The following is a 25,441-nucleotide window of genomic DNA, read 5'->3' as shown; positions in this document are numbered from 1 at the left end:
CGTCGTACGTCAGGTGGTAGTCCGCGCCCGGCAAGGCGTTGAAGAACGCCGTCAGCGTGCCGATGCCCGCCTGCGAGTCCGTGACGGTGACCGAGCCGAGGGTGCCGTCCTTGCCCCGTCCTGGTCGACAAAGGGACCGGCGGCCGCCCCCAGATACACGCTCAGCGGCGGACCAGCACCGCGGTCGCGGCGATGCCGGCCACCACGACGGCCGCCAGCGCCAGCATGCTGATTCCCATGCCGTGCGCGAAAGCCGCGCGCGCGGCCGCCGCCAGGTCCGCGCCGCCCGGACCCGCTGCCACCGCGAGCGCGCCCGCCAGCGAACCTTCCGCCGCTTCGCGCGCGGGCGGTGCCAGCAACGCCGTCGCCGAGCGGACCGAATCCGTGTAGCCGGCGGAAAGCACGCTGCCCACGAGCGCGATCCCCAGTGCCGCCCCGACTTCGCGCGTCGCGTCGTTGACCGCCGAGGCCACGCCGTACTGCGACGGCGCCACGTTGTCGAGGATCGCGCTCGTCGCGGCCGGGGCCGTCACCCCGATCCCCGCGCCCAGCACGCATACCGCGATCGCCAAGGTGGCGTACCCGCTCCCGGCGTCCAGCTGTCCGATGAGGACCATGCCGATGACGACGACGGCGAGCCCGGCACACGTCACCGCACGCAACCCGAACCGGCGGACCAGCGGCGCCGAGGCCAGCGACAGCGGGAACAACGACACCGCGACGGGCCACAGCGCCAGCCCCGACTTCAGCGCCGAATACCCCTGCACCAGCTGGAGGTACTGCGCCAGCGCGTAGAACATCCCGAACGCGGCGGTGAACTGCACGGTCACCGAAACCGAGCCGGCCGCGAAGGCCGCGTTGCCGAACAGCCGGACGTCCAGAAGCGGGGACGTGCACCGCAGCTCGTACCCGACGAACAGCGCGCCGAGCACCAGCCCGCCCGCGATGGACCCGAGGACGAGCGCGTTGTCCCAGCCGAGATCGGCGACGCGCAGGATGCCGAACACCACCGCCCCGATCGCCAGGGCGCCGAGGGCCGCGCCGACGACGTCGAAGGGGTGCGGACGGCGGTCGCGCGACGTCGGCACCGTCAGGCTCGCGGCCACCAGGACCACCGACAGCACCGCCGGCCCGAGGAACACCGAATGCCACGCGAAGTGCTGCAGCAGCACCCCGGCCAGCACGAGCCCGCCGAGCCCGCCGACGCCGGCCACCGCGGCCCAGGTCCCGATGGCCCGGCCGCGCCGCTCCGGCGGGAAGCTCGCCGTGATGATCGACAGCGTGGCCGGCATGATCATCGCCGCGCCGAGCCCGGTGACCGCCCGGGCCGCGATGATCCACGACGACGTGTCGAGGAACACCGGCGCGGCGCATCCGAAGGCGAACACCAGCAGGCCCGCGACGAGCACGCCGCGACGCCCGTGCCGGTCGCCCAGCGCGCCGGCGGGCAGCACCAGCGCGGCCAGCACGAGCGTGTAGACGTCGACGATCCAGGTCTGTTCGGCCTGGCTCGCGCCGGTGTCGGCGGCCAGCGCGGGCAGCGCCGCGTTCACGATCGTCACCATGGCGATCACCAGGCCGACCGCCGTGCACATCACGCCGACCGTCCACGCGCGACGGCCGGTCGACAGCACGAACCCGTCGGCGGCATCGAGCTCCGCCCGCATGCACCTCGCCCCTCTTCCGCGGCACCGGTTTCCCCCGACGCTACGTCCGGATTCCGAGACTCACGGCCGGTCCCGGTCTCGGTTCCGCCGGTCTCGGTGGCGCTCCGCCGGCGCGGCACCCGGCCGCGGTCACCCGTTCGTGGCGAACGGGCGGGGACGACACTGGGCGGACCGCCGCGTTCGAAGGGACCCCGATGACCGCCTCGCCGACCGACCCGCCGCTCGTCCGCCAGCTCGGCCTGCACGAGCTCCTCACCGGCCGCGGCTGGCACCTCGACGGCGAACGCGACCCCGGCGACCCCGGTTTCACGGACGACCCGCGGTGCGGCTGGCACTACCCGGCGACGTTCGGCGGCCGGCCGATCAACACGATCGACTTCGTCACGCCCGCCCGCCTGCAGTGCTACTTCGCGTTCGATCGCCGGGGCGACGAGGTGGTCGGGATCCTCCCGGCCGGGAACAAGCGCCGCAACGGGTGTCCCGAGCACGACACGGAAGAGCAGTACTTCCCGTACGCCGCCGACGGCGGCATCGACCTCGGCCGGCTCGGCGCCGAGCTGGACGCCCTCGAGCCCCGGGCGCGGGAACTCGACGCGCGGGCGGTCATCGAGTGCCTGTTCTTCGGACCCTGCGCCGTCAGCTCGCGCGAGGCCTGAGCACGTCCTCGACGAGCAGGCCAGCGCGCGGTTCCTGGACCGCTTTGGCGAGCCCGTGCCGTGAAAGTGCCCGTTCGAGTCGACATGCCGTCACGCCGGCTGCTACCTTGGCTTCATTAGCCGAATGGCTAACGAAAGCGAGGTGAGGTCATGGCCGACACGGTCCTGGTCACCGGGGGCACGGGCTACGTCGCGGGCTGGTGCGTCGCGCGGCTGCTGGACGACGGCTACGACGTGCGCACCACGGTCCGCGACGCGAGCCGGGCCGATCGGGTCCGGCGGGCCGTGGCGACGGTGTCGCCGCGGGCGGACCGGCTGGAGTTCGCGGTCGCGGACCTGACCTCCGACGACGGTTGGAAGGAAGCCGCCGACGGCTGCGCGTACGTGCTGCACGTCGCGTCCCCGCTGGCCGGCGCGGACCTGCTCGGCCCGGCCCGCGACGGCACCCTGCGCGTCCTGCGGGCCGCCGCGGCGGCCGGGGTGCGGCGGGTGGTGATGACGTCGGCGGCCAACACGGCGAGCCCGTCGTCCTACGCGACCGACGGCGTCACCGACGAGACACTGTGGACAGACCTCGACCCGCCGGGCCTGCCCGCGTACCGCCGGGCCAAGACGGCCGCCGAGCGCGCGGCGTGGGAGTTCATGGCCACCGAGGACTCGATGACCCTGGCGACGATCCTGCCGGGCGCGGTGTTCGGCCCGATCCTGTCCGCGGACACAAGGGGTTCGACGCGGATCATCGCGCGGCTGCTCGCGGGTTCGGTGGCGGGCACGCCGCGGATCGGGCTCGAGGTGGTGGACGTCCGCGACCTGGCCGACGTCCACGTCCGCGCGATGACGGCTCCTGCGGCGGCCGGCGAGCGGTTCCTGGCGACCGGTGAGTTCCTGTGGATGCGAGACATCGCTTCGGCTTTGCGCGAGGGCTTGGGCGAGGAGGCCCGCAGGTCCCGACGCGGCAGCTGCCGGACATCGTGGTGCGGGTGGCGGCGTTGTTCGACCGTTCGCTGCGCGACATCATGCCGGGGCTGGGACGGCGCAACCGGCACAGCATCGAGAAGGCCAGGTCGGTGCTCGGGTGGTCGCCGCGGCCCGCGCGGACGAGCGTCGTGGACTGCGGCCGGAGCCTGCTCGAGCACGACGCCGTGGGGTAGCACTGGGTAGGCTTCCGGGGTGAGCGACGAGGAAACCCAGGGCCCGCTGGCCGAGCGGATCGGGCAGCGGATCGGCGCGCTGTCGGCCGCCGAGCGGCGGGTGGCCGAATACCTGTGGAAGCACCCCGGGATGATCGTGCTGTCGACCGCCGGGGAGCTCGGGGAGCTGAGCGGCACCAGCGACGCCACCGTCATCCGCACGGTGAAGTCCCTCGGCTATTCGGGCCTGCCCGAGCTCAAGCGCGCGGTGGGGCGGCACGTCGTGTCGGACACGCCCGCCACCCGCCTGCGGCACCGGGTCGAGGAGGCCGGCGACGACACCGCCTCCCAGCTCGACCAGCTGCTCGCCGAGTCCGTCGACCGCCTCACCGAAACCCGGCGGCTGCTCACCGAGCCCGCCTTCACCCAGGCGGTCGACCTGCTCGCCGGCGCGCGCGAAGTGCTCGCCTACGGCTTGGGCATTTCGGAGCTCCCGATGCGCTACCTCGCGACACGGCTCCAGCGCCTCGGCCGGCGGGCGCGCAGCACCTCGGCGACGGGGTTCCGGCTCGCCGACGAGCTGCTGCCCTTGGAGCCGGGCGACGTCTTCGTGCTGAACGCCCCCGAACGCCTGCTGCCGGACATGACGACGGCGGTCCGCCACGCGCGCGCGGCCGGCGCGGGAGTCCTGCTGCTGACGGATTCCCTGGGGGCCACTTTGGACAGTCAGGTCGACGTGACGCTGCCGGCGGTGCGGTCCCCGACGGGGCTCACGCAGGAGGGTTTGAGCACGACGCTGGTGCTGGATTGCCTGCTGCTGGCGGTGGCGAAGCGGGACCCGGGTGCAGTGTCGGCGAACAACGAGCTGCTCGCCGCGCTGCGCGACCGGTTGGCGCCACGGGACATGCGCTCGCGACGCACGTGAGGCGGCTTTCCCCGTGTTTCCGGTGTCGCGAATGACTCATTGGGGGCGCCGGAGGTCGCGAATGGGTCATTCGCGACCTCGCCGAAATCCTGCCGGGGTGACGCGAGGCTGCGGCTTTCCACAGGGTGGCTTCGTGGTGGACAAACGCGCCGCTGCAAGGGCTTTTCGGCCGGTTTGTCGGCAGGCGCGGTTGACCTCCCGGATCGCGGCCAGCACGTGGGTCGAGTCGGTCCGGACCCGACCACGGGTCTTGAGCAGCCCTTTCTCCGCCGCGGCGGCCAGCACCAGGTCCAGGACCCGCTGCCCCGCATCCCCGGCAACCAGCCGGTCCCGGAACTCCGAGAGCACCGAATGATCAAACCCGGTGTCGGTCAGCTCCAGGCCCAGGGCGTACTTCCAGTCGATCCGGGCCGCGACCGCCTGCGCGGCCTGCCGATCCGAGAGGTCCTCGCCGTACTGCAGCAGCAGCAACATCGTCAGCATCGCCGGCGACAAACCGGGCTTGCCGCGAGCCGGGAACAGGTCCGCGAAGTCCGCGTCGGCGAACACCGGCCCGAGCGTGTCCCGTAACCGGAGGACCGGGCAGCCTTTCGGGAACGCCGCCCGCGCCACCCGGACCGTCTGCTCCGGAACCGGCCCCCACACCCCGGGACGCACCGACACCCTCGACCTCCACTCATCGAACCGACCATGACCACCCACATCATGCCGATCACCAGCAAAGATCAATTAACCAACAGCATCCAAGAGGAGGGCGGGGGCGGGGTGGGCCGCGCTCAGCGGCCCATCTCGATCGACCGGTCGCGCGCCGCCACTACCGCGGCCATCACCGCCGCGCGCAACGCCCTTCCCTCCAGCTCTCTCATCGCCGCGATCGTCGTGCCTCCCGGGCTGCACACCGCCGCGCGCAACCCCGCCGGGTCCGCGTCCGGGGCCCCCAGCATCCGGCCCGTGCCCTCCGCCGTCGTCAGGACCAGCTCCTCGGCCAGCGGCCGCGGCAGGCCCGCCAGCACGCCCGCGTCGATCATCGCCTCCGCCAGCAGCGCGAAGTACGCCGGGCCGCCGCCCGACAGCGCCGTCACCGCGTCCAGCTGGGACTCCGCCACCTCGATCACGCGCCCCAACGGAGCCAGCATCGTGCGTACGCGCTCGAGGTCCGCGGCGACCGTGTGCGCGCCGCCGCTGATCGCGATCGTCCCCAGGCCCACCGAGACCGGGAGGTTCGGCATCGTCCGCACCACCGCCGGTGCGCCCGGCAGGTGCGACTCGATGGTCGAAGCAGGTGTCCCGCCCACCGCCGACACGATCAGCTGCCCCGGCCGCACGTGCGGCGCCAGCGAATCCAGCAGCGCGGCGAAGTGGTACGGCTTCACGACGACGAAAACGGTGTCCGCCGAAGCCACCGCCGCCTCCAGCGGACTCACCGCAACCCCGTAGCGAGACTCCAAATACGAAGCCCGCGAAGGATTCTGCTCCACGACGGTGACCTCCGGAGCGAGCCCCGCCAGCAGGGCCTCGCCCATGTTCCCGCCGCCCACGATGGTCGTGCTCATCGCAGCACGAACCCCCTTCCCAGCTCGTCGTCCGGATCGAGGCTGAACGTGCACTCGCCGGTGGGGTAAGCGTTTCCCGACACCTCGGTGGCGACCGAGGAGCCGCCGGACAGGACCCGGCCGGTGAACCGGGTCCCGATGATCGAATCGTGCGTCAGCACCGCACCGGACGGAAGCCGCCCGTCCGCGGCCAGCAACGCGAGCCGCGCCGAAGTCCCCGAACCGCACGGCGACCGGTCGACCTGGCCGTCGGCGAAGATCGTGACACTGCGTTGGTGCGGCCCCGAGGGCGTGTCCCCGAGGTCGTCGTAGAAGATCGTGCCGTAGATCCCGCTCAACCGGCTGTCCGAATGCGACGCCCACGACGTCGAGTTCAGCGCGCCCTTGATCTCGCGCCCGGCGGCGATCAGCTCCGCGTAACAAGAAGGCGAAACCGTCAGCCCCACCGAAGAAGCCGGCACCGACGCGTAGATCGCCCCGCCGTAGCTGACGTCGACGCGCGCCGGGCCCGCGGGAATGTCCCGGCCGATCACGTACGCGTCGACGTTCCGGAAGGTCACTTCCCGCACGACGCCGGAAACGCACGTCACCACCGCCGTGACCCGGCCGGACGGCACGTCCATGACCACCTCGGTGACGCCGTCACGCGAAGCCGGGACCCGGCCCGTCCGCACCGCCCACGCGCCCAGCGCGATCGTGCCGTGCCCGCACGCCGTCGAATAGCCGTCCTTGTGCCAGAACAGGACGCCGAACTCGGCGCCGTCGTCGTTCGGCGGGACGAGGAAGCAGCCGTACATGTCGGCGTGCCCGCGCGGCTCCTGCACCAGCAGCTGCCGGACGGCGTCGATCTCCGCGGACGTCTGCGCGGCGGCCCGGCGTTCGAGCACGGTCGCGCCCGGGATCTCCGGCACTCCCGCCGTGACGATCCGGAAGGGCTCGCCGGCGGTGTGGTAGTCGGTCGTGGTGATCATCGCTCTCCCAGGATCGTGGTCAGCAGGCCCAGGTCGATGTTGCGACCGGAAACGACCAACACCACGGGCCGGTCGAGCGGCACGAGCCCGCCGCGCAACGCGGCCAGCGACGTCGCCGACGCACCCTCGGCCACGAGCCCGGCGGTCGTCACGAGCTCGCGGACCGACCGGCGGATCGCCGCCTCGGCCACCGCGACCATCGTCACCCCGCAGTCGCGCACGATCGTGGGCGTCAGCGACTCCGGTTCGAGGTTGCCGGCCAGCCCGTCCGCGATGGTCTCCCCCATCTCGACGGGCACCACCCGTCCGGCCGTCACCGCGGTCGACAGAGCGCGGCACGCCTCGGCTTCCACGCCGACGACGCGGACGTCCTGCGCCGCGCGACGAGCACCCAGCGCCACCCCGGAAAGCAGGCCGCCGGCGCCGGCCGGGACGACCACCGTGAAGTCTTCTTCCAGCACGCCGGCCACCTCGGTGAGGAGCGTGCTCTGCCCCGCGATGACGTGGGGGTCGTTGTAGGCGGAGACGTACTGCCCGGGAAGCGCGAGTGCGTGCCGCTCCGCGCCGTCGAAGTCCTCGCCCGCCAGGACGAGGTCGATCGGGTACCGCCGCAGAGCCTCGACCTTCACGGCGGCCGCCGTCTTCGGCACCACCACGGTCGCGTCGCCCGACAACAGCCGGGTCCCGTAAGCGATCCCGAGCGCGTGGTTGCCCGCCGACGCCGTCACGACCGGCTTGCCCGCGTACGCGGTGAGAGCCGCCAGCGCGCCCCGGATCTTGAAGGCGCCGATCGGCTGGGCGCCGTCGTACTTCAGGTACACCGGGACGTCGAGCCCGGCCTGCGGGTACGGGATCAGCGGGGTCGGCGGCAGGTGCCGGGACACGACTTCCCAGGCCTGGTCGAGGACGGCGGCGTCAAGCACGGGCGGTCCCCTTCGCGGGCGGCAGCTCCGTCGGGCCCGAGTTGCAGTTCACCCGGTGCTCCAGGACGACGTCGTCGCCGTCGAACCGCAGGGTCAGCCGGTCGATGAACGGGCCCTCCAGGAAGTGCCAGGTCAGCTCCAGCACGTCCACTCCGGCCCACCGCGCCCCGGCCAGAATCGGCGCCGCGTCCTCCTGGTAGGAGTGGTGCAGCCGCCAGACGCTCACGCCGGTGTTCTGCGGCACCCACTCCCCCAGGCCGTGCTCGATCCGGTGCGTGCCCCGGTCGTCTTCGATCCCGAGCCGCACGACATCGGCATCGACGTCGACGGACAACGATCGAACACCCTGCTCGCCGGACTCGAAATCGAAGGTACGAAGGAAAACCGGGCTGTCCACAGCGGACTTGAGCGGCTCGGGTTCGCGGGCCCGCGTCACCCACGGCTCGAGGGACTCGACCTCGTCCGCGGCGAACGCCTGCCAAAACGCTTCGCGCAGCATCCCCGGCAGGTCGTGGTAGGTCGGCTCGGGCATCGCGCCGGTGACCACGACGACCCCGCCGTGGTCCGGGAAGACCATGCACTCCTGCCCGAACAGGCCCGACGCGGAGTAGCTGCCGTTCTCGCTGACCCAGAACTGGTAGCCGTACCCGGAGTCGGCGACGGCGTCCGGGCCGGGCGGGAGCAGCTCGGTGCCGGTCCACTCCCCGCTCACCGCCTGCCGGACGTGCAGGCCCGACGCCTTGCGCACCCACCCGGCGGGCAGCACGCGGCGACCGTCCCGGAAGCCGTCCCGCAGGCACAGGACGCCGAACGACAGCAGGTCCCGCGGGCGCAGCGACAACCCGTTGCCCCCGCTGGACACGCCGGCCGGGTCGCGCTCCCACGTGTAGTCGGTGATCCCCAAGGGCTCGAACAGCCGCGGCCGCAGGTACTCGTCGATCGGCTCGCCCGCGACCTCCTGCACGATCGCGGACAGGACGTGGCTCGTCGTGCTGCTGTAGCGGAAGCCGCGGCCGGGCCGGTCGACGACGGGCTCTTCCAGGAACTCGCCGGCCCAGCCGGTCTTGCGCAGGCGGGTCGTCGCGCCGGAGAGCCCGCGCGCGTGCCCGGTGCGCATGGTCAGCAGGTCCCGCACGCGCATCCGGCTGTCGAGATCGCTGCCGGGAAAGAAGTCCACGACCGGGTCTTCGAGGTCCAGCAGCCCCTCGGCTTCGGCGAACCCGACGGCGCTGGCGGTGAAGCTCTTGGTGGCCGAGTGCAGCTTGTGCTTCAGCGCCGGCTCGTGCGGCCACTGCCACAATTCGTGCACCAGCTCGCCGTGCCGGTGCACCAGCAAGGAGTGCACCCGCATCCCCCGCGCGGCCAGGGTGTCCAAAAGGGACCCGACGGTCCCGGTCACCGCGGGCTCCGGGCTTCGGTCAGCAGGCCGCCGAGGAAGTCCTGCACCACCGGCGCGACGCCGGTGCCGCGGTGCGCGACGCCGGGAACGACGTCGAACCGCACGGGGATGTCCTGGGAGACGAAGTTGTCGCGCAGGGTCTCCAGGCGCGCGAGGCGGGTGTCGCCGGTCTTCTCCACGCCGTCCATCCAGTTCGGGCCGCCGGGGTTCATGATCTCCCAGGTTTCGACGTCTTCGGCGCCGACGACCATCTGCACCGGCACCCGGCGCAGCGCGTCGAGGTCGATGCGGATGCCGAAGCGCTCCTCGAAGCCGCCGGTGCCCAGCCACCACGGCAGGCTGTCGTCGAGCTGGGTGATCCGGCCCGGCGCGCCGATGGACACGCCGGCGAGCCGGTCGGGGTGCGCGTAGAAGAAGCGGTGCGCGAACTGGCCGCCGCCGGAAAACCCGTGGAGGTAGAACCGGTCGCCGCGCGCGTTGAACGTGGCGGCGGCTTCGTCGACGATGTGCAGGAGCTCTTCGTCGAAGCGGATGCCTTGGAACTCCAGGAACTTGAAGCTGTGCAGCTCGCCCTTTTCGACCAGGCCCGCCGGGAACAGCGGCGTGAGGATCACGCACCGGTGCTCGATCGCGAACTCCTTCCAGCGGTCGCGGTAGAGCTCGGCCGACCGCCCGGTGCCGTGCTGGATGACCACGAGCGGCAGCGGTACGGCGTCCGGCGTGTGGTCCTTGGGCACGTACAGCGCGTAGAACAGGCGCTGGTCGTGCTGCGAGGCGAAGAAGGGCGTGCCACCGACGAAGTGGGCGCGCTCGGATGCGAGGTCGGTCGTGCCGGTCATGGAGAAGTGTCCTCCCAGGACGTGGGGGTTTTCAGTACTCGGGGACCGCTTCGGCGGCCGGGGCCGGGGCGGCGGACCGGGAAAGCCGTTCGCTCACCTTCGCCGTGGTGACGAAGGAGATCGCGAGCAGCACGGCCAGCAGGACGCCGATGCCGACGATGCCGCCGCTGAGCGTCGGGTCGGGCTCGCCGGCCTCGACGCGAGCCGAACCGGTCAGGAACGACAGCACGAAGAGCACGCCGACCGCGAGGACCACCTCGACGGTGACCAGGCCGGGGAACACGCGCAGGGCGAGCCGGAACACCGACCCCTCCTCGCCTGCCGTGCGGGCCCGCGCGATGCGGGGCATGAGCAGGAACTCGTTCAGCGCACCGACCGCGATCATGGTGGCCACCAGGCACACCTTGATCAGCAGGAACCGGCCGAAGCTGGTGGTGAACAGCTCGCCGGGGCTGCCGACGAGGCTCCAGGCCAGGTAGAGGCCGCTGATCAGCAGGCAGCCGACGGCGCACAGGGCGACGGTGCTGAACCGCGTCCAGATCTGCGCCCACGTGGCCCCGGCGCGCGGGGTGAGCCGGCGGCGGGCCGTCGCCAGCACGACGAGGGCGGCGATCCCGCCGACCCACGTGGAAACGGCGGAGACGTGCGTGTGGTCCAGCAGGCCGTCGACGAGGGTGTCGGCCGTCTCCTTCGAGAAGTCGGTCGGCAGCAGCGTGACCTGGTAGGCGACGAAGTTGAGGACGAGCGAGGTCAAGGCGACCGCGGTCAGGTGCGCGCGCACGCGCGGCGACCACAGGAGCATCAGCACGATCGCCGACGCCGCCCACAGCAGGTACTGGGCGAGCGTCTGCGCGCCGGTCGAGAGCCACTCCCCCTTCTTGGCGGGCACGGTGACGTAGTTCCAGATGGTGCCCGGCCGCAGGGCCCGGCCGTAGGGGATCTCGACGCCCTTGACGCGGGCGGCCTTGCCCGCGATCTGGAAGTACAACGCGATCAGGAACCAGGTGCCGGCGACCGCCAGCAGCAGGCTCGTCCGGCGGTGCAGCACCGCGCGATCGGCCTCGTCGACCGACTGTCGCTTGAGGACGGGACGGAGCACGAGGAGGTGCAGCACCGTGGCACCGATCGTCCCGATGAGGCCGGCGAAGTAGGCCATCTTCGTGATGATCCGCCACGGCGCGGGGGTCGGGTTGGCGACGGCGGCCGGGACTTGCGCAAGCAGGAACGACATCACGGCGGTCTCCTCGGCGGGAATTGGGATTGATCCGAGTGTAGCTAGAACTTCCAGAATGTGAAGTACGAAGTTTCCACTACACGCACGACGACGGTCCACAGTGGACAGCATGGGACCCCCGCGCGGCGATCGCCCCGCGGTGTGAGGAAACCGAGCGTCAGGCCCGCTTCTTGCGCCGCCGTTTCGGGGTGGCCGAGCGCTCGTCGCCCTGGACCAGTTCCGAGCGCAACGAGGTGAGCAGCTCCGAGGCCCAGGTCGCACGGAGCTCGTCGCCGGAACCCAGCTGCAACAGCAAGGCGTCGGTCAGCACCTCGGCGCTGAGCATCTCCCCGGTGAAGTTGCTCGTCGACTGCGGCGCGGCGAGCGTGACGTCCACGCGGTCGGCGAACTGGGCCCCCAGCGAGCTGGAGACCAGGAGCACCCGGGCGCCCACGGCGTGCGCATGGTCGAGCACGACCTCGATCTCGGCCAGCAGGCGGGCCGGGGTGTAGAGCACGACGACGTCGTCGGCGCGCAGGCCCAGCAGGTCGTCGGCGAGCTGGAACCCGGTGGCCCAGCTCGCGCGGGCGCGCCGGCCCATGCGCGTCAGCCGCAGCGCGAGGTAGCGGGCGAGCAGCCCGGACCCGCCGAGCCCGAAAGCGAGCACCTCACGCGCTTCGTCGAGCAGCCCGACCGCGGCGGCGAACTCGTCTTCTTCGACCAGCCGCCAGGTCGCCGCGAGCCGGTCGGCGGCCTCGGTGAACACCCGGGCGACCGCCGAACCGCCGTTTTCCCGCTCGTCGTGGAACTGCCGCACCGGGCTGGTTTCGACCACGACCTCCGCGGCCAGGCTGCGCCGCAGGTCGAGCAGCCCGCTGAACCCGAGGGACTTCGCCGTGCGGACGACGGTCGCGTCGCTGGTCTTGGTCACGGTGCCGATCTGCTCGGCGGTCGCGAAGATCGCGTGCCGGCCGTGGTCGCGCAGGTACTCGGCCACGATCCGCTCCGCCCGGGACATCCCGGCCAGGTTGCGGTTGATCCGAGCGCTCAGCGACAGGTCATCGCCGTCGGTCATCTGCTCTCCCCTCGGCACCGTCGCATCGTAGTGGTCACCGGCCGGCGAGCACGCCGGCGAAGAACTCCTGGACCGTCGGCTGTAGCTGGAGCCCGCGGTGGGCCAGCCCGGGCACGACGTCGAGGCGCACGCCGATGCCGTGCGCTTCGAAGTTGTCCCGCAGGGACGTGAGCCGCTCGACGCGGGTGTCCCCGCCGGCGTCGACGCCCGGCTCGGCGATCTCCCACGTCTCGGTGTCCTCGGCGCCGACGATCATCTGCACGGGCACCGTCCGCAGCGCGTCGAGGTCCAGGTCGACGCCGAACCGCTCGCGCAGGCCGGCCGTGCCCGGCCACCACGGCACCCGCGGGTCGATCCGGGTGACGCGGCCCGGCGCCCCGATCGACAGCGCGGACAGCCGGTGCGCGTGCAGGTAGGCGAAGCGGTGGACGAACTGTCCGCCGCCGGAGAAGCCGTGGAGCGCGAACCGCGTCGCGTCGATCCGGTACCGCTGCGCCACCTCGTCGACGATGCCGAGCAGGACGCGGTCGAACCGGATGCCGCGGAAACTGAGGCGCTTGAAGCCGTGCAGGTCGCCCGGTTCGCCGATGCCGGCCGGGAAGAGCGGGGCGAGCACGACCGTCTCGTGCTCTTCGGCGAAGCCGCGGTAGGCGTCGCGGTAGCGCTCGGCCATCCGCTGCGTCCCGTGGACCACGACGGTCAGCGGGAGCGGTGCCGTCGCCGTGCGGTGCACGCCGGGAACGTAGAGGCAGTAAGAGAAACGCTGGTCCCGCTGCGAAGCGAAGAAGGCGGTCGGGCCCGAGTGGTAGTACTCGACCGGATCCAGGACGCGCGCGTCGGCACTCGGGCGCGGACTCGTCATGACTGCTCCTCGGCTGGGATTGCGACAGGTGTAGCGACGACGACAGGTGTTGACATCTCGGTAGCACCGTCTATCTTATCGGTAGCTGATGCTACAACAATATGTGAACTGTAGCGAATGCTTCCAAAATCGGAGGAAGCCGATGACCCCGCTGGTGAGCATCCGCGGCCTGTGCAAGAGCTTCGGTGACATCGAAGTCCTGCACGACGTCGATCTCGACATCCACCACGGCGAAGTGGTCGTCGTCGTCGGGCCGTCCGGCTCGGGGAAGTCGACCCTCTGCCGCTGCGTCAACCGCCTCGAGCAGATCAACTCGGGGACCATCACCCTCGACGGGGAGCCGCTGCCCGCCGAAGGCCGCCGGCTCGCGCAGCTGCGGGCCGACGTGGGGATGGTCTTCCAGTCGTTCAACCTGTTCGCCCACCGCACGATCCTCGACAACGTCACCCTCGGCCCGATCCAGGTCCGCGGGATGTCCACCCGCGACGCCGAGACCGAGGCGCGGCGCCTGCTCGACCGCGTCGGCGTCGGCGACCAGGCGGACAAACGCCCCGCCGAGCTCTCCGGCGGGCAGCAGCAGCGCGTCGCGATCGCCCGCGCGCTCGCGATGCGCCCCAAGCTCCTGCTGTTCGACGAACCGACCAGCGCGCTGGACCCCGAGATGGTGCACGAGGTCCTCGACGTGATGACCGCGCTCGCCGCCGACGGCACCACCATGGTCGTCGTCACCCACGAAATGGGCTTCGCCCGCAAGGCCGCCAACCGCGTCGTGTTCATGAGCGACGGCCGGATCGCCGAGCAGGGCACGCCCGAAGAGTTCTTCGACCGCACCGGCACCGCCCGGGCGCGGGACTTCCTGTCCAAAGTTCTCCAGCACTGACCGCCACGATTCCGGGAGCACCCATGAGAATTCGCACCACAGCCGGCACCGCGGTGGTCACCACCGCCCTGCTCGCGGCGCTGACCGCGTGCGGCAGCGCCCCCAACCAGGCCCCCGGCGCCGCCCCCAAGCCGGCCGGCGCGGAGATCGCGGGCCAGATCGACCAGACGTCCGTGGTGGACGCGGGCCCGGTCGGACAGAACCTGCCCAGCACGCCGATGCTCGACAAGATCCGCCAGAAGGGCGAGCTGTCGTTCGCGGGCAGCCGCAACACGATCGGCTTCTCCCAGCTCGACCCCGCGTCCGGCAAGCTGTCCGGCTTCGACGCCGGGATCGCCCAGCTGCTCGCGAAGTACCTGCTCGGCAAGCCGAACGCCAAGCTGCAGAGCGGCGGCTCGGACACGCGGGAAGCGTTGCTGGGCAACCACACCATCGACACGGCCATCCAGACCTACACGATCACCGAAGACCGCGCGAAGCTCGTCAACTTCGCCGGGCCGTATTACCTGGCGGCCAGCGGCATCGTCGTCAAGACGTCGGACACGACCACCAAGCAGGCGAGCGACCTCGCCGGCAAGAAGGTGGCCACCGAGTCCGGTGCCGCGAAGGACGCGCTCCTGAAGGCGGTGCCGACCGCGCAGCCGGTCCTGTTCGACACCGCGGCGCAGTGCGTCGCCGCCGTCGAGCAGGGCCGCGCCGAAGCGATGACGCTCAACAACGCGTCGCTCTACGGCGTGGTCGCCACGAAGAACGACGTCAAGCTGCTGGACTCGACGTTCGGGTCGAACCCGTTCGGCATCGGCCTCCCGAAGGACGACCCGGCGTTCAAGGACGTCGTCAACGGGTTCCTGAAGGCGATCGAAACCGACGGCACGTGGACCAAGCTCTGGCAGGCCACGGTCGGCAAGCTCGTCAAGACGGCCGCGCCGCAGCCGCCGCAGGTCGGCTCCGTGCCCGGCTCCTGAGAGGCCACCACCATGTCCGTCCTGTTCGATCACATCGGTGAGCTGTTCACCGGTCTGCTGGTGACCCTCGAGCTGGCCGTGCTCGCCTTCCCGCTGGCCCTGCTGATCGGGACCGTGCTCGGCGTCTGCCGGGTCGGCCCGGTCGGCCCGCTGCGGGCGGTGGCCGGGTTCTACGTCCAGTGCCTGCGCAACTCGCCGTTGCTGCTCGTCCTGGTCATGGTGGTGTTCGGGTTGCCCTACGTCGGGGCGACCGTGCCGTTGTTCGGCTCGGTCGTCCTCGGCCTGGGGCTGTACTTCGGCGCGTACGTCTGCGAGACGGTCCGCTCGGGCATCGCGGCCGTCCCCACCGGGCAGGTCGAAGCGGCCCGCGCGCTCGGGCTGACCTTCGCCGGCGTCCTGCGGCAAGTCGTGCTGCCGCAGGCGTTCCGGTCCATGGCCCAGCCGCTGGGGTCCATCTTCATCAACGTCTGCCTCGCGTCGGCCCTCGGCGCGGCGGTCGGCGTGCAGGAGCTCACCGGCTCCGCACGGCAGTTCAACCTCGACCACGCCCAGCCCATCCCGAGCTTCATCGCCGCGGCGATCGGCTACCTGCTGATCACGCTCACCGCGGGCCAGCTGACCGGGGTCATCGAACGGAAGGTGCGGATCCGCCGATGAAGACCACCGTGTTGTTCGACGAGCTCGGCCCGCGCGGCAAGGCGCGGCTCCGGGTGGCGACGATCGTCGCCTCGGTGCTCGTGCTGGGCGCCCTCGTCGGGATCGTCTTCCAGCTCCAGCACGTCGGCCAGCTGTCGGGCCGGCTGTGGTCGCCGCTGGCGTCGTGGCCCAACATCCGCTACCTGCTCGACGGCCTGGGCATGACGCTGCGCATCGGCCTGTCGTGCGCGGCGATGTCCCTGGTGTTCGGCACGGTGTTCGGTCTCGGCCGGCTTTCGCCGCGCCGCTGGCTGTCGGTGCCCGCCGCGGCGGCGATCGAGCTGTTCCGGGCGATCCCGCTGATCCTGCTGGTGTACTTCTTCCTGATCGGCCTGCCGGCGTTCGGCTGGAACCTGCCGCCGTTCTGGGTGCTGTCGATCCCGATCGTGCTGCACGCGGGCTCGGTGTTCGCCGAGATCGTCCGCGCGGGCGTGAATTCGCTGGATCGAGGGCAGTTCGACGCGGCGGCGGCGATCGGCCTCCGCCGCGGCCAGGCCCTGCGCCTGGTGGTGCTGCCCCAGGTGTTCCGCGCGCTGCGGCCGGCGCTGGTGACGCAGGTGATCCGGACGCTCAAGGAGTCGAGCCTCGGGTACGTCGTGAGCTACCCCGAGCTGCTGCGCAACGGGCAGGTGCTCGGCGAGTACAACGCGAACTTCATCCAGGCGTACGCGTTGACGGCGGCGTTCTACATCGTGCTCAACTTCGGGTTGTCGCGGATCGCGGAGCTGCTGGACCGGCCGCCGCGGCGCCGTCGGCGGGCCCGGGTGGCCGAAGTGGACTCCCCGGCTCCGGCACTCGAAAGCGTTTCCTGAGTATCCGAATATCCGAGACCGGCCTCGCCGGGGCGGCTGGCCACCACCGCCCCGGCGAGGCTTTCCACTGTGCTCAGGAGTTCAGCGCCGTGAAGACCGCCGAGGCCACCGCGGCGTCCGCGACCCCCACCCCGGTCAGGTCGGCGATGCTCAGCCCCGACCGCGCGACACCGTCACGCAGGACGACGCCCGCCGCGACGTCGATCCCCGGTCCCGTGACACCGGCTCGGACCGCGTTCCCGAAGTCACCGTGATCGAGGCACTGCGCATGATCGTCCGTCACCACGAGCCGCGCTCGCGCGAACAGCTCCGGCGGCAGCTCCCCCTTGCCCGGCAGATCGGTACCGATCCCCGTGACGTGCTGCGCGCCCGCGAAGGCGGACGCCGGCGCGAGCGGCGAGGTCGAAGGCGTCGCCGTGATGACACACGGCGAACCCGCCGCCTCCTCGACCGTCGCCGGGCGGGCGTCCAGGTCCAGCTCCGCACACAGCTCCCGCACCGCCTCCGGCCGGCGCCCCCACACCCGGACCCGCGACAGGGGCCGCAGCGCGTGCAGCCACTCCACCTGCAGCCGAGCCTGCAATCCCGTGCCGAGGACGCCGACCTCGTCGACGCCGGGCGGGGTCAGCGCGTGGGTGACCAGCGCGCCCGCCGCGGCCGTGCGCCACGCCGTCAGCCGGCCTTCGTCGGCCAGCACCGCGGCCGGGACCCCGGTCGCCGCGTCGAGCACCAGGATGAGCCCGCTGTTGCTGGGCAGGCCGCGCTCGGCGTTGCGGTAGAAGCCCGCGGCCACCTTGACCCCGAAGTACGGCGAGCCGGTCACGTGCCCGGCCTTGACGTGACAGTCGCCCTCCACCGCAGGGAACACCAGGGCGATCGGCGGCGGGAGCTGGGTACGGCCTTCGGCGTGCGCGACGAGCGCGTCGCGCACCGCCGTGAACACCAGTTCCCGGGAAGCGACCTCCCGGATGCGGGTCAGGTCCACAGTGGACAAGGTCATTGAATGTCCTCACGCAGTTTCGTCAAAAGGGCGTAAGTGTCCCCGTCGCCGAGGGTGCCGAGCACGAGCAGGTCGGCGACGAGCATGGCGCACAGCGGTTCGGCGGTGAGGCTGCCGGGCGAGCCCGGGTCACGCAGGACCGCGTCCGCCGGGAGCGCTTCGGCGAGGTGCTCGGTGACCAGGACCAGCCCGGCACCGACCTGGTTCGCCCGCGCCGCCAGCACTTCCAGCTCGGGCAGCAGCCGGCCGGGCGCGAAGACGACGACCGCGTGCCGCGGCGAGAGGTCCGCCAGGTCGTCCGCGAACGCCACCCCGGTGGCCCCCGACGCCGAGGCGGCCTTGCCGGCCCGGGTCAGCTTCAGCGCCAGGTAGCGCGCGCTCAGCTCGTTGACCCCCCAGCCGTAGCAGAACACCCGCGACGCCGACCCGACGATCCGCAGCGCCTCGGCCAGCTCGCCGACGTCGAGCCCGCGGCCGAACGCGCTGATCCGGCCGAGCGCGTCGCGCACCACGTGCGTCGTCGCGCTCGGCAGGTCCCGGGCCACCTGCCGCCGGAAGCCGACCTGCGGCGCGCCGGTGGCCCCGCCGAGCGACGCCTTCAACGCCGGCAACCCGGCGTAGCCGAGGCGGCGGGCGGTGCGGACGACCGTCTCGTCGCTCGTGCCGGTCCGGCGGCCGAGGTCGTCCGCCGTCGCGAGCACCACCTGGCGCGGAGGTGACGTGACGAGGTATTCCGCGACCGCCCGCTCCGGCTCGCTCAGCCGGCTCCACGCGTGGTTGACCCGGCTGACCAGCGGTTCCGGCGCGCCCACGTCACACGGCCACAGCGCGCAGGAAGGTCTCCAGCGTGACGTTGCGTCCACAGAGGACGACCGCGACCTTCTTCCCCCGGTACCGCTGCGCGGACTTGACGAGCCCGGCGACCGCGACCCCGGCGGCGCCCTCGATCATCCAGCGCTCCCCCTCCGCGATCTTGCGCATCGCGCCGGCGATCTCGTCCTCGGAGACCGTCACGGTCTCGTCGATCACGTCCTGGCAGATCGGGAACGTGACCGAGCCCGGCTCGACGGCCCCGGCCGAACCGTCCGACAGCGTCGGCGACTCGGGCGTCTCGACGATTTCGCCCGCCTTCAGCGAGTCCAGCAGGCAGGTCGACGCCTCGGGCCAGACGCCGACCACCCGGGTCCGCGGGCTCAGCGCCTTCAGGGCCGTCCCCACACCGCCGATGAGGCCGCCCCCGCCGACGCAGACGAACACCGCGTCCAGGTCCGGGGCCTGCTCGGCCAGTTCCACCCCCAGCGTGCCCTGTCCCGCCACGGTGTCGACGTCGTTGTACGGCGCCACGTACGGCTTGCCCTGGTGCCCGGCCTGCTTGCGCGCTTCCACCTCGGCGTCCAGGGGGCCGCCGGGGACCACGACGAGGTCCGCGCCCAGCGCCTCGATCGCGGCCATCTTCGCCCGCGTCGTCGTCCCGGCGACGTAGACGGTCACGGCGACGCCGGCCAGCCTCCCGGCCCGCGCGACGCCTTGGCCATGGTTGCCCGTCGACGCCGTGATCACGCCGGTCCGCTTCGCCGCGTCGCCGAGCACGCGGATCTTGTTGGCCGAGCCGCGCACCTTGAACGAGCCGGTCGGCATCAGGTGGTCGGTCTTCAGCCACACGTCGGAGCCCAGTTCATCGGACAGCAGCCGGCTGCGTTCGAGGGTGCTCACGGGCACTTCGGGGCGGATGCCGCGGTGCGCGTCCATGATCCGGTCCAGGAGGGAGGTCATGCCTGATATTATAGCCTATAAGCTATGCGGAGAGGATCGGCGTGAAGACGACAAGCAGGGCGGACAGCTACACCAGCCTGAGCCGGCTCGACCTGGCCGGCACGCGGTACCGGGTGCACCGCCTGGACGCCGTGCCCGGCGCCGGGCGGCTGCCCCTGAGCCACAAGATCCTGCTCGAAAACCTGCTGCGCCACGAAGACGGCCACACGGTCACCGCCGGGCAGATCGACCGGCTCGTGCGCGGGGAAACCGGCGTCGTCGCCTTCTCGCCGTCGCGGGTCTTCCTGCACGACACCAACGGCGTCCCGGTGCTGACGGACCTGGCCGCGCTGCGCGACGCCGTGGCCGAGGCGGGCGGCGACCCGGCGGCGGTGCGCCCGCACATCCCCAGCCACCTGACCGTCGACCACTCGATCGCGACCGAGGTGTCCGGCCGCCCGGACGCGCTGCGCCGCAACGTCGAGATCGAGTACACGCGCAACGCCGAACGGTTCCGCTTCCTCAAGTGGGGCGAACGGCTCGACGGGCTGCGCGTCGTCCCGCCCGGCACCGGGATCATGCACCAGATCAACCTCGAGTACCTGGCGAGCGTGGTCGAACGCCGCGACGGCTGGGCGTTCCCGGACACCTGCGCCGGCACCGACTCCCACACCACCATGGTCAACGCGCTGGGCGTGCTGGCCTGGGGCGTCGGCGGGGTCGAGGCCGAGGTCGCGCTGCTCGGGCAGCCGCTGAGCCTGCTCGTCCCGCCCGTCGTCGGCGTCGAGCTGACCGGTGAGCTGGGCCCCGGCGTCACCGCGACCGACCTGGTGCTCACCATCGCCGAGACGCTGCGCGCGCACGGCGTCGTCGGGAAGTTCGTCGAGTTCACCGGCCCCGCGGTCGCCCGGATCCCGCTCGCCCACCGCGCGACGATCTCGAACATGTGCCCGGAGTTCGGCGCCACCGCGGCGATGTTCCCGATCGACGACGCGACGCTCGGCTACCTGCGGCTCACCGGACGCGCGGCCGGGCACGTCACCGCCGTCGAGGTGTACGCGAAGGAACAGGGCCTCTGGCACGACCCGGGCGCCGACCTGCGGTACGCCGAGCGGGTGCGGATCGACCTCTCCGCCGTGATCCCGTCCCTCGCCGGGCCGCGGCGGCCGCAGGACCGCGTCGCGCTCGGCGACGTCCCGGCGAACGCGCGGGCCGCCATCGGATCCACAACGGACAGCGCGATTCCGGACGGGGCCGTGGCCATCGCGGCGATCACCTCGTGCACCAACACGTCCAACCCGCACGTGATGGTCGCCGCGGGCCTGCTCGCCCGCAACGCCCGCGCCCGCGGCCTGACGGCCGAGCCGTGGGTGAAAACCAGTCTCGCGCCGGGCTCGAAGACCGTCACCGAGTACCTGCGCCGGGCCGGGCTCGACGGCCCGCTCGACGAGCTCGGCTTCCAGCTCGTCGGCTACGGCTGCATGACGTGCATCGGCAACTCCGGGCCGCTGCTGCCGGAAGTCGCCGCGGCGGTCGCCGACGGCACCGTCGTCGCGTCCGTGCTGTCGGGCAACCGCAACTTCGACGGCCGGATCAACAACGACGTCTCGCTCAACTACCTCGCGTCGCCGCCCCTGGTGGTCGCGTACGCGCTCGCCGGGTCGATCACCCGCGACCTGACCACCGAGCCGCTCGGCACCGGTGCGAACGGCGAGCCGGTGTTCCTCGCCGACCTCTGGCCGGACGACGCCGAGGTCGACGCCGTCGTCACCGCCCACCTGACCCCGGAGCTGTTCCGCGACGCCTACGCCGATGTCTTCACCGGCGACGAGCGCTGGGCCGGCGTGCCCGCGGCGGGCGGAGCCCGGTTCGAGTGGCCGGCCGGCTCGACCTACCTGCGCCGCCCGCCGTTCCTCGACGACGTCGCGCCGCCGCCGCAGGACCTCCGCGACGCGCGGGTGCTGCTGCTCCTCGGCGATTCCGTGACCACGGACCACATCAGCCCGGCCGGGCGCATCCCGCCGTCGAGCTGCGCCGGGCGCTACCTGACCCGGCTCGGCGAGGCGGACCTGAACACCTACGCCTCCCGCCGCGGCAACTTCGAGGTGATGGTCCGCGGCGGGTTCGCCAACCCACGGTTGAAGAACCGGCTCGGGCCGGGCGGCCTGACCCGGGACGCCGCCGGGGAAGCCGTGCCGGTGTTCGACGCCGCCCGATCGTTCGCCGGCACTCCCCTGCTCGTGATCGCGGGCCGGGAGTACGGCACCGGTTCGTCGCGCGACTGGGCGGCGAAGGCCACCGCGTTGCTGAAGGTGCGGGCCGTGCTGGCCGAGTCGTTCGAGCGGATCCACCGGGCCAACCTGGTCCAGCTGGGCGTGCTGCCGCTGCAGTTCGCCGACGGGCAGAGCGCGGGCGCGCTCGGGCTGGACGGCACCGAGGAGTTCGACCTGCTCGGCATCCCCGAAGCCGTCGACGACCCCACGCGCCCGGTCACCGTGCGGGTCCGGCCGGCCGCGGCGCCGGCGTTCGAGTTCGAAGTCCGTGCCCGGCTGGACACCCCGCAAGAGGCCGTCTACTACGCCCACGGCGGCGTCCTGCCCTACACGCTGGGCCGGTTCCGTGGCTGACGTCGATCCCCTGCTCTGCGGCCAGGGACAAAGCTCGGACCAGGGCTGCATCGGATTCTGCGGGGTGTACCTCGCCCGCGCCGACGTCGTCTACCCCGGCCACGACGACCCGTTCACCCTGGAAGCCGGCACCCCCGGAAAGGACCTCCCCGCATGAGCACCTTCACCGAACCGGCCCCGGCCTTCTCCCCCGAGAGCCTGCGCGCCGCGCTGCGCGAGCACTGGGACCTCGCGGACGCCGCGCTGAAGCCGCTCGACAGCGAACGCGACCTCAACGTGCTCGTCGACGACCGGTTCGTGCTCAAGATCTCGAACTCGGCCGAACGCGCCGACGTCGTCGACATGGAGGTCCGCGCGCTCGCGCACGTCCACGCCGCCGAGCCCGGGCTGCCGGTGCCGGAGTCGGTCGGGGAGGTCGCCCGGCTGACGGACGACACCGGCCGCGCCTGCCTGGCCCGGCTGATCACGCTGCTGCCCGGCCGTCCGCTGGAAGGCAGCTCGATCGACGACGACCTGGCCACGCGAGTGGGCTCGGTCGCGGCGCGGGTTTCCGTTGCGCTGCAAGGGTTCTTCCACCCCGCGGCGGGGCGGGAGCTGCTGTGGGACATCCGCCGGACGCCGGAAGTGGTGGCCGGATCGGGCCTCGCCGGCTTCGACGAACTGGTCGCGCGCGTCACCCCGGCGCTGGCCGCGACGGCCACGCTCCCGGCCGGGCTGCAGCACGCCGACGTCACGCTCACCAACGTCCTGGCCGAAGCCGGCGCGGTCACCGGTGTGATCGACTTCGGCGACATGCACCACACGGCCGCCGTCACGGACCTGGCCGTCACGCTGACCTCGGTGCTGCGCCGGGCCGGGGACGCCTGGCGCGCGACCGAAGCCGTGCTGCGCGGCTACCAGCGGCATCGCGAGCTGGGTGCGGCCGAGGTCGCCGTGCTCGGCGAGCTGGTGATCGCCCGGCTGCTCACGACGCTGGCGGTGTCGGCGACGCGGCGGGAAGCGCACAGCGACAACGAGCGGTACATCACGCAGTACGACGACACCAGCGAGCGCGTGCTGCGCCTCCTCGGCGCGCTCACCCCGGACGAGCTGGGCGAGCGGCTGGCGCGGCTGGCCGGAACCCGCGACCTCGCCTCGGCCATCCCGGCGAGCGAGCTGCCGTCCCGGCGGGCGGCGGCGATGGGCGGCGGGCTGTCCCCGCTGTTCTACCGCCGCCCCCTCGAACTGGTCCGCGGCGAAGGCGTCCGGCTGCACGCCCGGGACGGACGGCGGTACCTGGACGCGTACAACAACGTGGCCGTCGTCGGGCACGCGCACCCCGCCGTCACGCGGGCCGTCGGCCGGCAGCTGGCGGAGCTGAACACGCACTCGCGGTACCTGCACGGCGGGATCGTCGGCCTCGCGGAACGGATCCTCGCCACGATGCCGCCCGAGCTGGACACGTGCCTGTTCACGACGTCGGGCACCGAGGCGAACGAGCTGGCCTGGCGGCTGGCGACCGAGTACACCGGCGGCGACGCGGCGATCGTCGCCGAGCACGCGTACCACGGGTCGTCGAAGTGGATGGCGGACCTCAGTTCGAACGAGTGGCCACCGGGGTACCGGCCGGCGGGAGTCGGCACGTTCGCCGCCCCGCGTGATCCCGGTGCGGTACCCCGGATCGAGACCGCGGGCCTGCGTCCGGCATTGGTGCTCGCGGACTCGCAGTTCACCTCGGAAGGCATCCTCGACGTGCCGGACGAGTTCCTGGCCGGGCTGGTCGAGAGCGCCCACGCGGCCGGGGCGCTGTACCTGGCCGACGAAGTCCAGTCGGGGTACGGCCGCAGCGGGCCGCGGCTGTGGCGGTTCGCGCTCGCCGGGATCACGCCCGATCTGGTGACGCTGGGCAAGCCGATGGGCGCGGGCTACCCGATCGGCGCGCTCGTCACCCGCCGCGAAATCGCCGACGTGCTGGCGCGCAAGTACGAGTACTTCTCGACGTTCGCCGCGACCCCGGCCGCCGCGGCCGCGGGCCACGCGGTCCTCGACGTCCTCGAACTGACCGGCCTCCCCGCCCAGGCGGTCCGGGTGGGCGAGCACCTCCGCCGCGGCCTGCGCGCGCTGGCGGCCGAGACGCCGGTGCTCGGCTCGGTGCGGGGCACCGGGCTGCTGGCGGGCGTCGACGTGCTGCCGGTCGGCGGCGTCCCGGCTCGGCAGGTGGCGCGGACCCTGCTCGACGGCCTGGTCGAGAGCGGGGTGCTCGCCGGCCTCACCGGCCCCGGCGGGGACGTGCTGAAGGTGCGTCCACCGCTGGTCTGGGAAACGGCCCACGCCGACGAGTTCGTCGTACGCCTCGCGGACGCGACGCGGATTATGGGCTATAGGCTGTCCGGATGACCAGCCCCCGCCCGGCCCTCACCAAGAACGCGTACGCCTACGAGGAGCTGCGCCGCCGCATCCTCGCCGGCGAGCTGGCCGCCGGGCAGACCATCTCCCAGGAGCAGCTCGCGGTCGAGCTGGGGGTCAGCACGACACCGCTGCGCGAGGCGCTCCGGCGGCTGGACGCGGAGGGCCTGGTGACCCTCGCGTCCCACCGCGACGCGCGGGTCACCGAGCTCGACGCCGCCGAGGCGCGCAGCCTGTTCGAGATCCGCGAGAACCTCGACCCGCTGGCGGCCGAGCTCGCGGCGGACCGCCGCACGGACGCGGATGTGGCGGCCATCGAAGCGGCGCTCCGTGGCCTCGAGCCCCTCAGCACGTCGACGGGTTTCGAAGCGCTGCTCCTGCACCGGGCGTTCCACCGCAGTGTGTACACGGCTTCGCACAACCCGCTCCTGTCGTCGTTGCTGGAAGGGCTCTGGGACAAGGCCGACCGGTACCGCCTGGTGGGGTTGCGGTCGACACCGGACTCCGACGAGGACCGCGAGCGGGTGCGGCGCGAGCACGTCGAGATCGCGGAGACGGTCATCGCGGGAGACGCCCGGGCGGCGAAGCGGGCGATGAAGAAGCACGTCCGAGGCAGTCTCGGCCGCCGGGCCATCACCGCGCTGGAGACCCGCTGACCGACGCCGGCGCGCCGTGTCGCGCGGAGTGCCGGCGGCGTGCCTCGGCGATGTCGCCGACGTGCCGCTCGGCCCAGTCCCGTACCGGCGTGAGCACCTCGAGCAGCGAGCGACCGAGCGGGGTCAGCGCGTAGTCCACTCTCGGAGGTACGGCCGACGGGGTCTCGATCCGGTCGACGATCCCGTCGTGCTCCAGGGTGCGCAGCGTCTCCGTCAGCGCCTTGGCCGTCACGCCGTCGACGACCTTCTTGAGCTCGGTGAACCTCATCGGTCCCGGGTCCAGGGCGGTGAGCACGGTCGGCACCCAGCGCGCACCGATCAGGTTGAGCACCGCCCAGCTCGGGCACCGGGCGGCCAGCAGGTCGTGAGCGGCGCCCATTGCCTGGCTCCTCCTGGTTTCGTTGAAGATACCGATATCCCGAAGATACCTTCGCCCGCATGAAGAAGCGCGCAGA

General features: G+C 72.3%; 24 protein-coding genes and 1 pseudogene. 11 read left to right on the top strand and 14 right to left on the bottom strand.

Annotated elements, in window-relative coordinates; translation table 11 throughout:
• Nucleotides 1-161 precede the first annotated feature (161 nt).
• The gene (locus tag AB0N03_RS21705) at nt 162-1,667 is read right to left on the bottom strand and encodes an MFS transporter (protein WP_364374454.1); all 1,506 of its coding nucleotides are present in this window, start codon (nt 1,665-1,667) and stop codon (nt 162-164) included.
• 194 nt (nt 1,668-1,861) lie between these two features.
• On the opposite strand from AB0N03_RS21705, the gene AB0N03_RS21700 reads away from it, so the two are divergent.
• From AB0N03_RS21700 to AB0N03_RS21690, 3 genes are all read left to right on the top strand, one after another.
• Entirely contained in the window at nt 1,862-2,323 is a 462-nt protein-coding gene (locus AB0N03_RS21700; protein WP_364374451.1) for a hypothetical protein, read from the top strand.
• A 150-nt stretch (nt 2,324-2,473) separates the two neighbouring features.
• Entirely contained in the window at nt 2,474-3,484 is a 1,011-nt protein-coding gene (locus AB0N03_RS21695) for an NAD-dependent epimerase/dehydratase family protein (protein WP_364374448.1), read from the top strand.
• Nucleotides 3,485-3,493: 9 nt separating this feature from the next.
• Nucleotides 3,494-4,378, top strand: a complete 885-nt coding sequence (locus AB0N03_RS21690; protein WP_364374445.1) for a MurR/RpiR family transcriptional regulator — start codon at nt 3,494-3,496, stop codon at nt 4,376-4,378.
• A 186-nt stretch (nt 4,379-4,564) separates the two neighbouring features.
• Here AB0N03_RS21690 and AB0N03_RS21685 read toward each other — a convergent pair.
• The 9 genes and pseudogenes from AB0N03_RS21685 to AB0N03_RS21645 all read right to left on the bottom strand — a co-directional run.
• Nucleotides 4,565-5,041: pseudogene (locus AB0N03_RS21685) on the bottom strand (transposase); the annotation flags it as partial.
• 113 nt (nt 5,042-5,154) lie between these two features.
• On the bottom strand, nt 5,155-5,931 hold the full coding sequence (gene proC, locus AB0N03_RS21680) for a pyrroline-5-carboxylate reductase (protein ID WP_364374442.1): 777 nt from the start codon (nt 5,929-5,931) through the stop codon (nt 5,155-5,157).
• Nucleotides 5,928-6,902, bottom strand: coding sequence for a proline racemase family protein (locus AB0N03_RS21675; protein ID WP_364374439.1), 975 nt, complete (start codon nt 6,900-6,902; stop codon nt 5,928-5,930). Before AB0N03_RS21675 ends, proC begins: the two co-directional genes overlap by 4 nt.
• Nucleotides 6,899-7,825, bottom strand: a complete 927-nt coding sequence (locus tag AB0N03_RS21670) for a pyridoxal-phosphate dependent enzyme (RefSeq protein WP_364374436.1) — start codon at nt 7,823-7,825, stop codon at nt 6,899-6,901. Before AB0N03_RS21670 ends, AB0N03_RS21675 begins: the two co-directional genes overlap by 4 nt.
• A complete protein-coding gene (locus AB0N03_RS21665; RefSeq protein WP_364374433.1) occupies nt 7,818-9,224 on the bottom strand; it encodes a serine hydrolase in 1,407 nt (468 codons plus the stop codon). The genes AB0N03_RS21670 and AB0N03_RS21665 overlap by 8 nt, the downstream gene beginning before the upstream one ends.
• Complete coding sequence (locus AB0N03_RS21660; RefSeq protein ID WP_364374430.1) at nt 9,221-10,063, bottom strand: PHB depolymerase family esterase; 843 nt, start codon at nt 10,061-10,063, stop codon at nt 9,221-9,223. The genes AB0N03_RS21665 and AB0N03_RS21660 overlap by 4 nt, the downstream gene beginning before the upstream one ends.
• 31 nt (nt 10,064-10,094) lie before the next feature.
• Nucleotides 10,095-11,294 carry a DUF4149 domain-containing protein gene (locus AB0N03_RS21655; protein WP_364374427.1) on the bottom strand — a complete coding sequence of 400 codons (1,200 nt, stop codon included), beginning with the start codon at nt 11,292-11,294 and terminating at the stop codon, nt 10,095-10,097.
• Nucleotides 11,295-11,454: 160 nt separating this feature from the next.
• Entirely contained in the window at nt 11,455-12,351 is an 897-nt protein-coding gene (locus tag AB0N03_RS21650) for a MurR/RpiR family transcriptional regulator (RefSeq protein ID WP_364374424.1), read from the bottom strand.
• A 34-nt stretch (nt 12,352-12,385) separates the two neighbouring features.
• On the bottom strand, nt 12,386-13,213 hold the full coding sequence (locus AB0N03_RS21645) for an alpha/beta hydrolase (protein WP_364374421.1): 828 nt from the start codon (nt 13,211-13,213) through the stop codon (nt 12,386-12,388).
• 142 nt (nt 13,214-13,355) lie between these two features.
• Here AB0N03_RS21645 and AB0N03_RS21640 point away from each other — a divergent pair, with 142 nt between their 5' ends.
• The 4 genes from AB0N03_RS21640 to AB0N03_RS21625 are packed head-to-tail and all read left to right on the top strand — an operon-like array spanning nt 13,356 to nt 16,566.
• Nucleotides 13,356-14,093 carry an amino acid ABC transporter ATP-binding protein gene (locus AB0N03_RS21640; RefSeq protein ID WP_364374418.1) on the top strand — a complete coding sequence of 246 codons (738 nt, stop codon included), beginning with the start codon at nt 13,356-13,358 and terminating at the stop codon, nt 14,091-14,093.
• 23 nt (nt 14,094-14,116) lie between these two features.
• Nucleotides 14,117-15,058: a transporter substrate-binding domain-containing protein gene (locus tag AB0N03_RS21635; protein ID WP_364374415.1), complete on the top strand. Its 942-nt coding sequence runs from the start codon at nt 14,117-14,119 to the stop codon at nt 15,056-15,058.
• A 12-nt stretch (nt 15,059-15,070) separates the two neighbouring features.
• Nucleotides 15,071-15,715, top strand: a complete 645-nt coding sequence (locus AB0N03_RS21630; RefSeq protein WP_364374412.1) for an amino acid ABC transporter permease — start codon at nt 15,071-15,073, stop codon at nt 15,713-15,715.
• On the top strand, nt 15,712-16,566 hold the full coding sequence (locus AB0N03_RS21625; protein ID WP_364374409.1) for an amino acid ABC transporter permease: 855 nt from the start codon (nt 15,712-15,714) through the stop codon (nt 16,564-16,566). The genes AB0N03_RS21630 and AB0N03_RS21625 overlap by 4 nt, the downstream gene beginning before the upstream one ends.
• A gap of 73 nt (nt 16,567-16,639) precedes the next feature.
• Here the strand turns inward: AB0N03_RS21625 and AB0N03_RS21620 are convergent, their stop codons facing one another.
• The 3 genes from AB0N03_RS21620 to AB0N03_RS21610 are packed head-to-tail and all read right to left on the bottom strand — an operon-like array spanning nt 16,640 to nt 19,339.
• Nucleotides 16,640-17,566, bottom strand: a complete 927-nt coding sequence (locus AB0N03_RS21620; RefSeq protein WP_364374406.1) for a hypothetical protein — start codon at nt 17,564-17,566, stop codon at nt 16,640-16,642.
• Nucleotides 17,563-18,378 (bottom strand): SIS domain-containing protein, encoded by an 816-nt coding sequence (locus tag AB0N03_RS21615; RefSeq protein WP_364374403.1) that lies wholly within the window; start codon nt 18,376-18,378, stop codon nt 17,563-17,565. The genes AB0N03_RS21620 and AB0N03_RS21615 overlap by 4 nt, the downstream gene beginning before the upstream one ends.
• Nucleotide 18,379: 1 nt before the next feature.
• Nucleotides 18,380-19,339 carry a threonine/serine dehydratase gene (locus tag AB0N03_RS21610; protein ID WP_364374400.1) on the bottom strand — a complete coding sequence of 320 codons (960 nt, stop codon included), beginning with the start codon at nt 19,337-19,339 and terminating at the stop codon, nt 18,380-18,382.
• 41 nt (nt 19,340-19,380) lie between these two features.
• On the opposite strand from AB0N03_RS21610, the gene acnA reads away from it, so the two are divergent.
• The 4 genes from acnA to AB0N03_RS21590 are packed head-to-tail and all read left to right on the top strand — an operon-like array spanning nt 19,381 to nt 24,986.
• Entirely contained in the window at nt 19,381-21,945 is a 2,565-nt protein-coding gene (gene acnA / locus AB0N03_RS21605; RefSeq protein ID WP_364374397.1) for an aconitate hydratase AcnA, read from the top strand.
• Nucleotides 21,938-22,102 (top strand): hypothetical protein, encoded by a 165-nt coding sequence (locus tag AB0N03_RS21600; RefSeq protein WP_364374394.1) that lies wholly within the window; start codon nt 21,938-21,940, stop codon nt 22,100-22,102. Before acnA ends, AB0N03_RS21600 begins: the two co-directional genes overlap by 8 nt.
• Entirely contained in the window at nt 22,099-24,321 is a 2,223-nt protein-coding gene (locus AB0N03_RS21595) for an aminotransferase class III-fold pyridoxal phosphate-dependent enzyme (RefSeq protein WP_364374391.1), read from the top strand. The genes AB0N03_RS21600 and AB0N03_RS21595 overlap by 4 nt, the downstream gene beginning before the upstream one ends.
• Entirely contained in the window at nt 24,318-24,986 is a 669-nt protein-coding gene (locus AB0N03_RS21590) for a GntR family transcriptional regulator (RefSeq protein WP_364374388.1), read from the top strand. The genes AB0N03_RS21595 and AB0N03_RS21590 overlap by 4 nt, the downstream gene beginning before the upstream one ends.
• Here the strand turns inward: AB0N03_RS21590 and AB0N03_RS21585 are convergent.
• On the bottom strand, nt 24,964-25,365 hold the full coding sequence (locus AB0N03_RS21585) for a helix-turn-helix domain-containing protein (RefSeq protein WP_364374385.1): 402 nt from the start codon (nt 25,363-25,365) through the stop codon (nt 24,964-24,966). The genes AB0N03_RS21590 and AB0N03_RS21585 overlap by 23 nt on opposite strands.
• Between the last annotated feature and the right edge of the window lie 76 nt (nt 25,366-25,441).

Origin of the sequence: Amycolatopsis sp. NPDC051061, from assembly GCF_040682935.1 — a bacterium.
Classification (GTDB): Bacteria; Actinomycetota; Actinomycetes; order Mycobacteriales; family Pseudonocardiaceae; genus Amycolatopsis.
The sequence above is the reverse complement of the archived record's forward strand: the minus strand, read 5'-3'. Positions and strand labels throughout refer to the sequence as shown.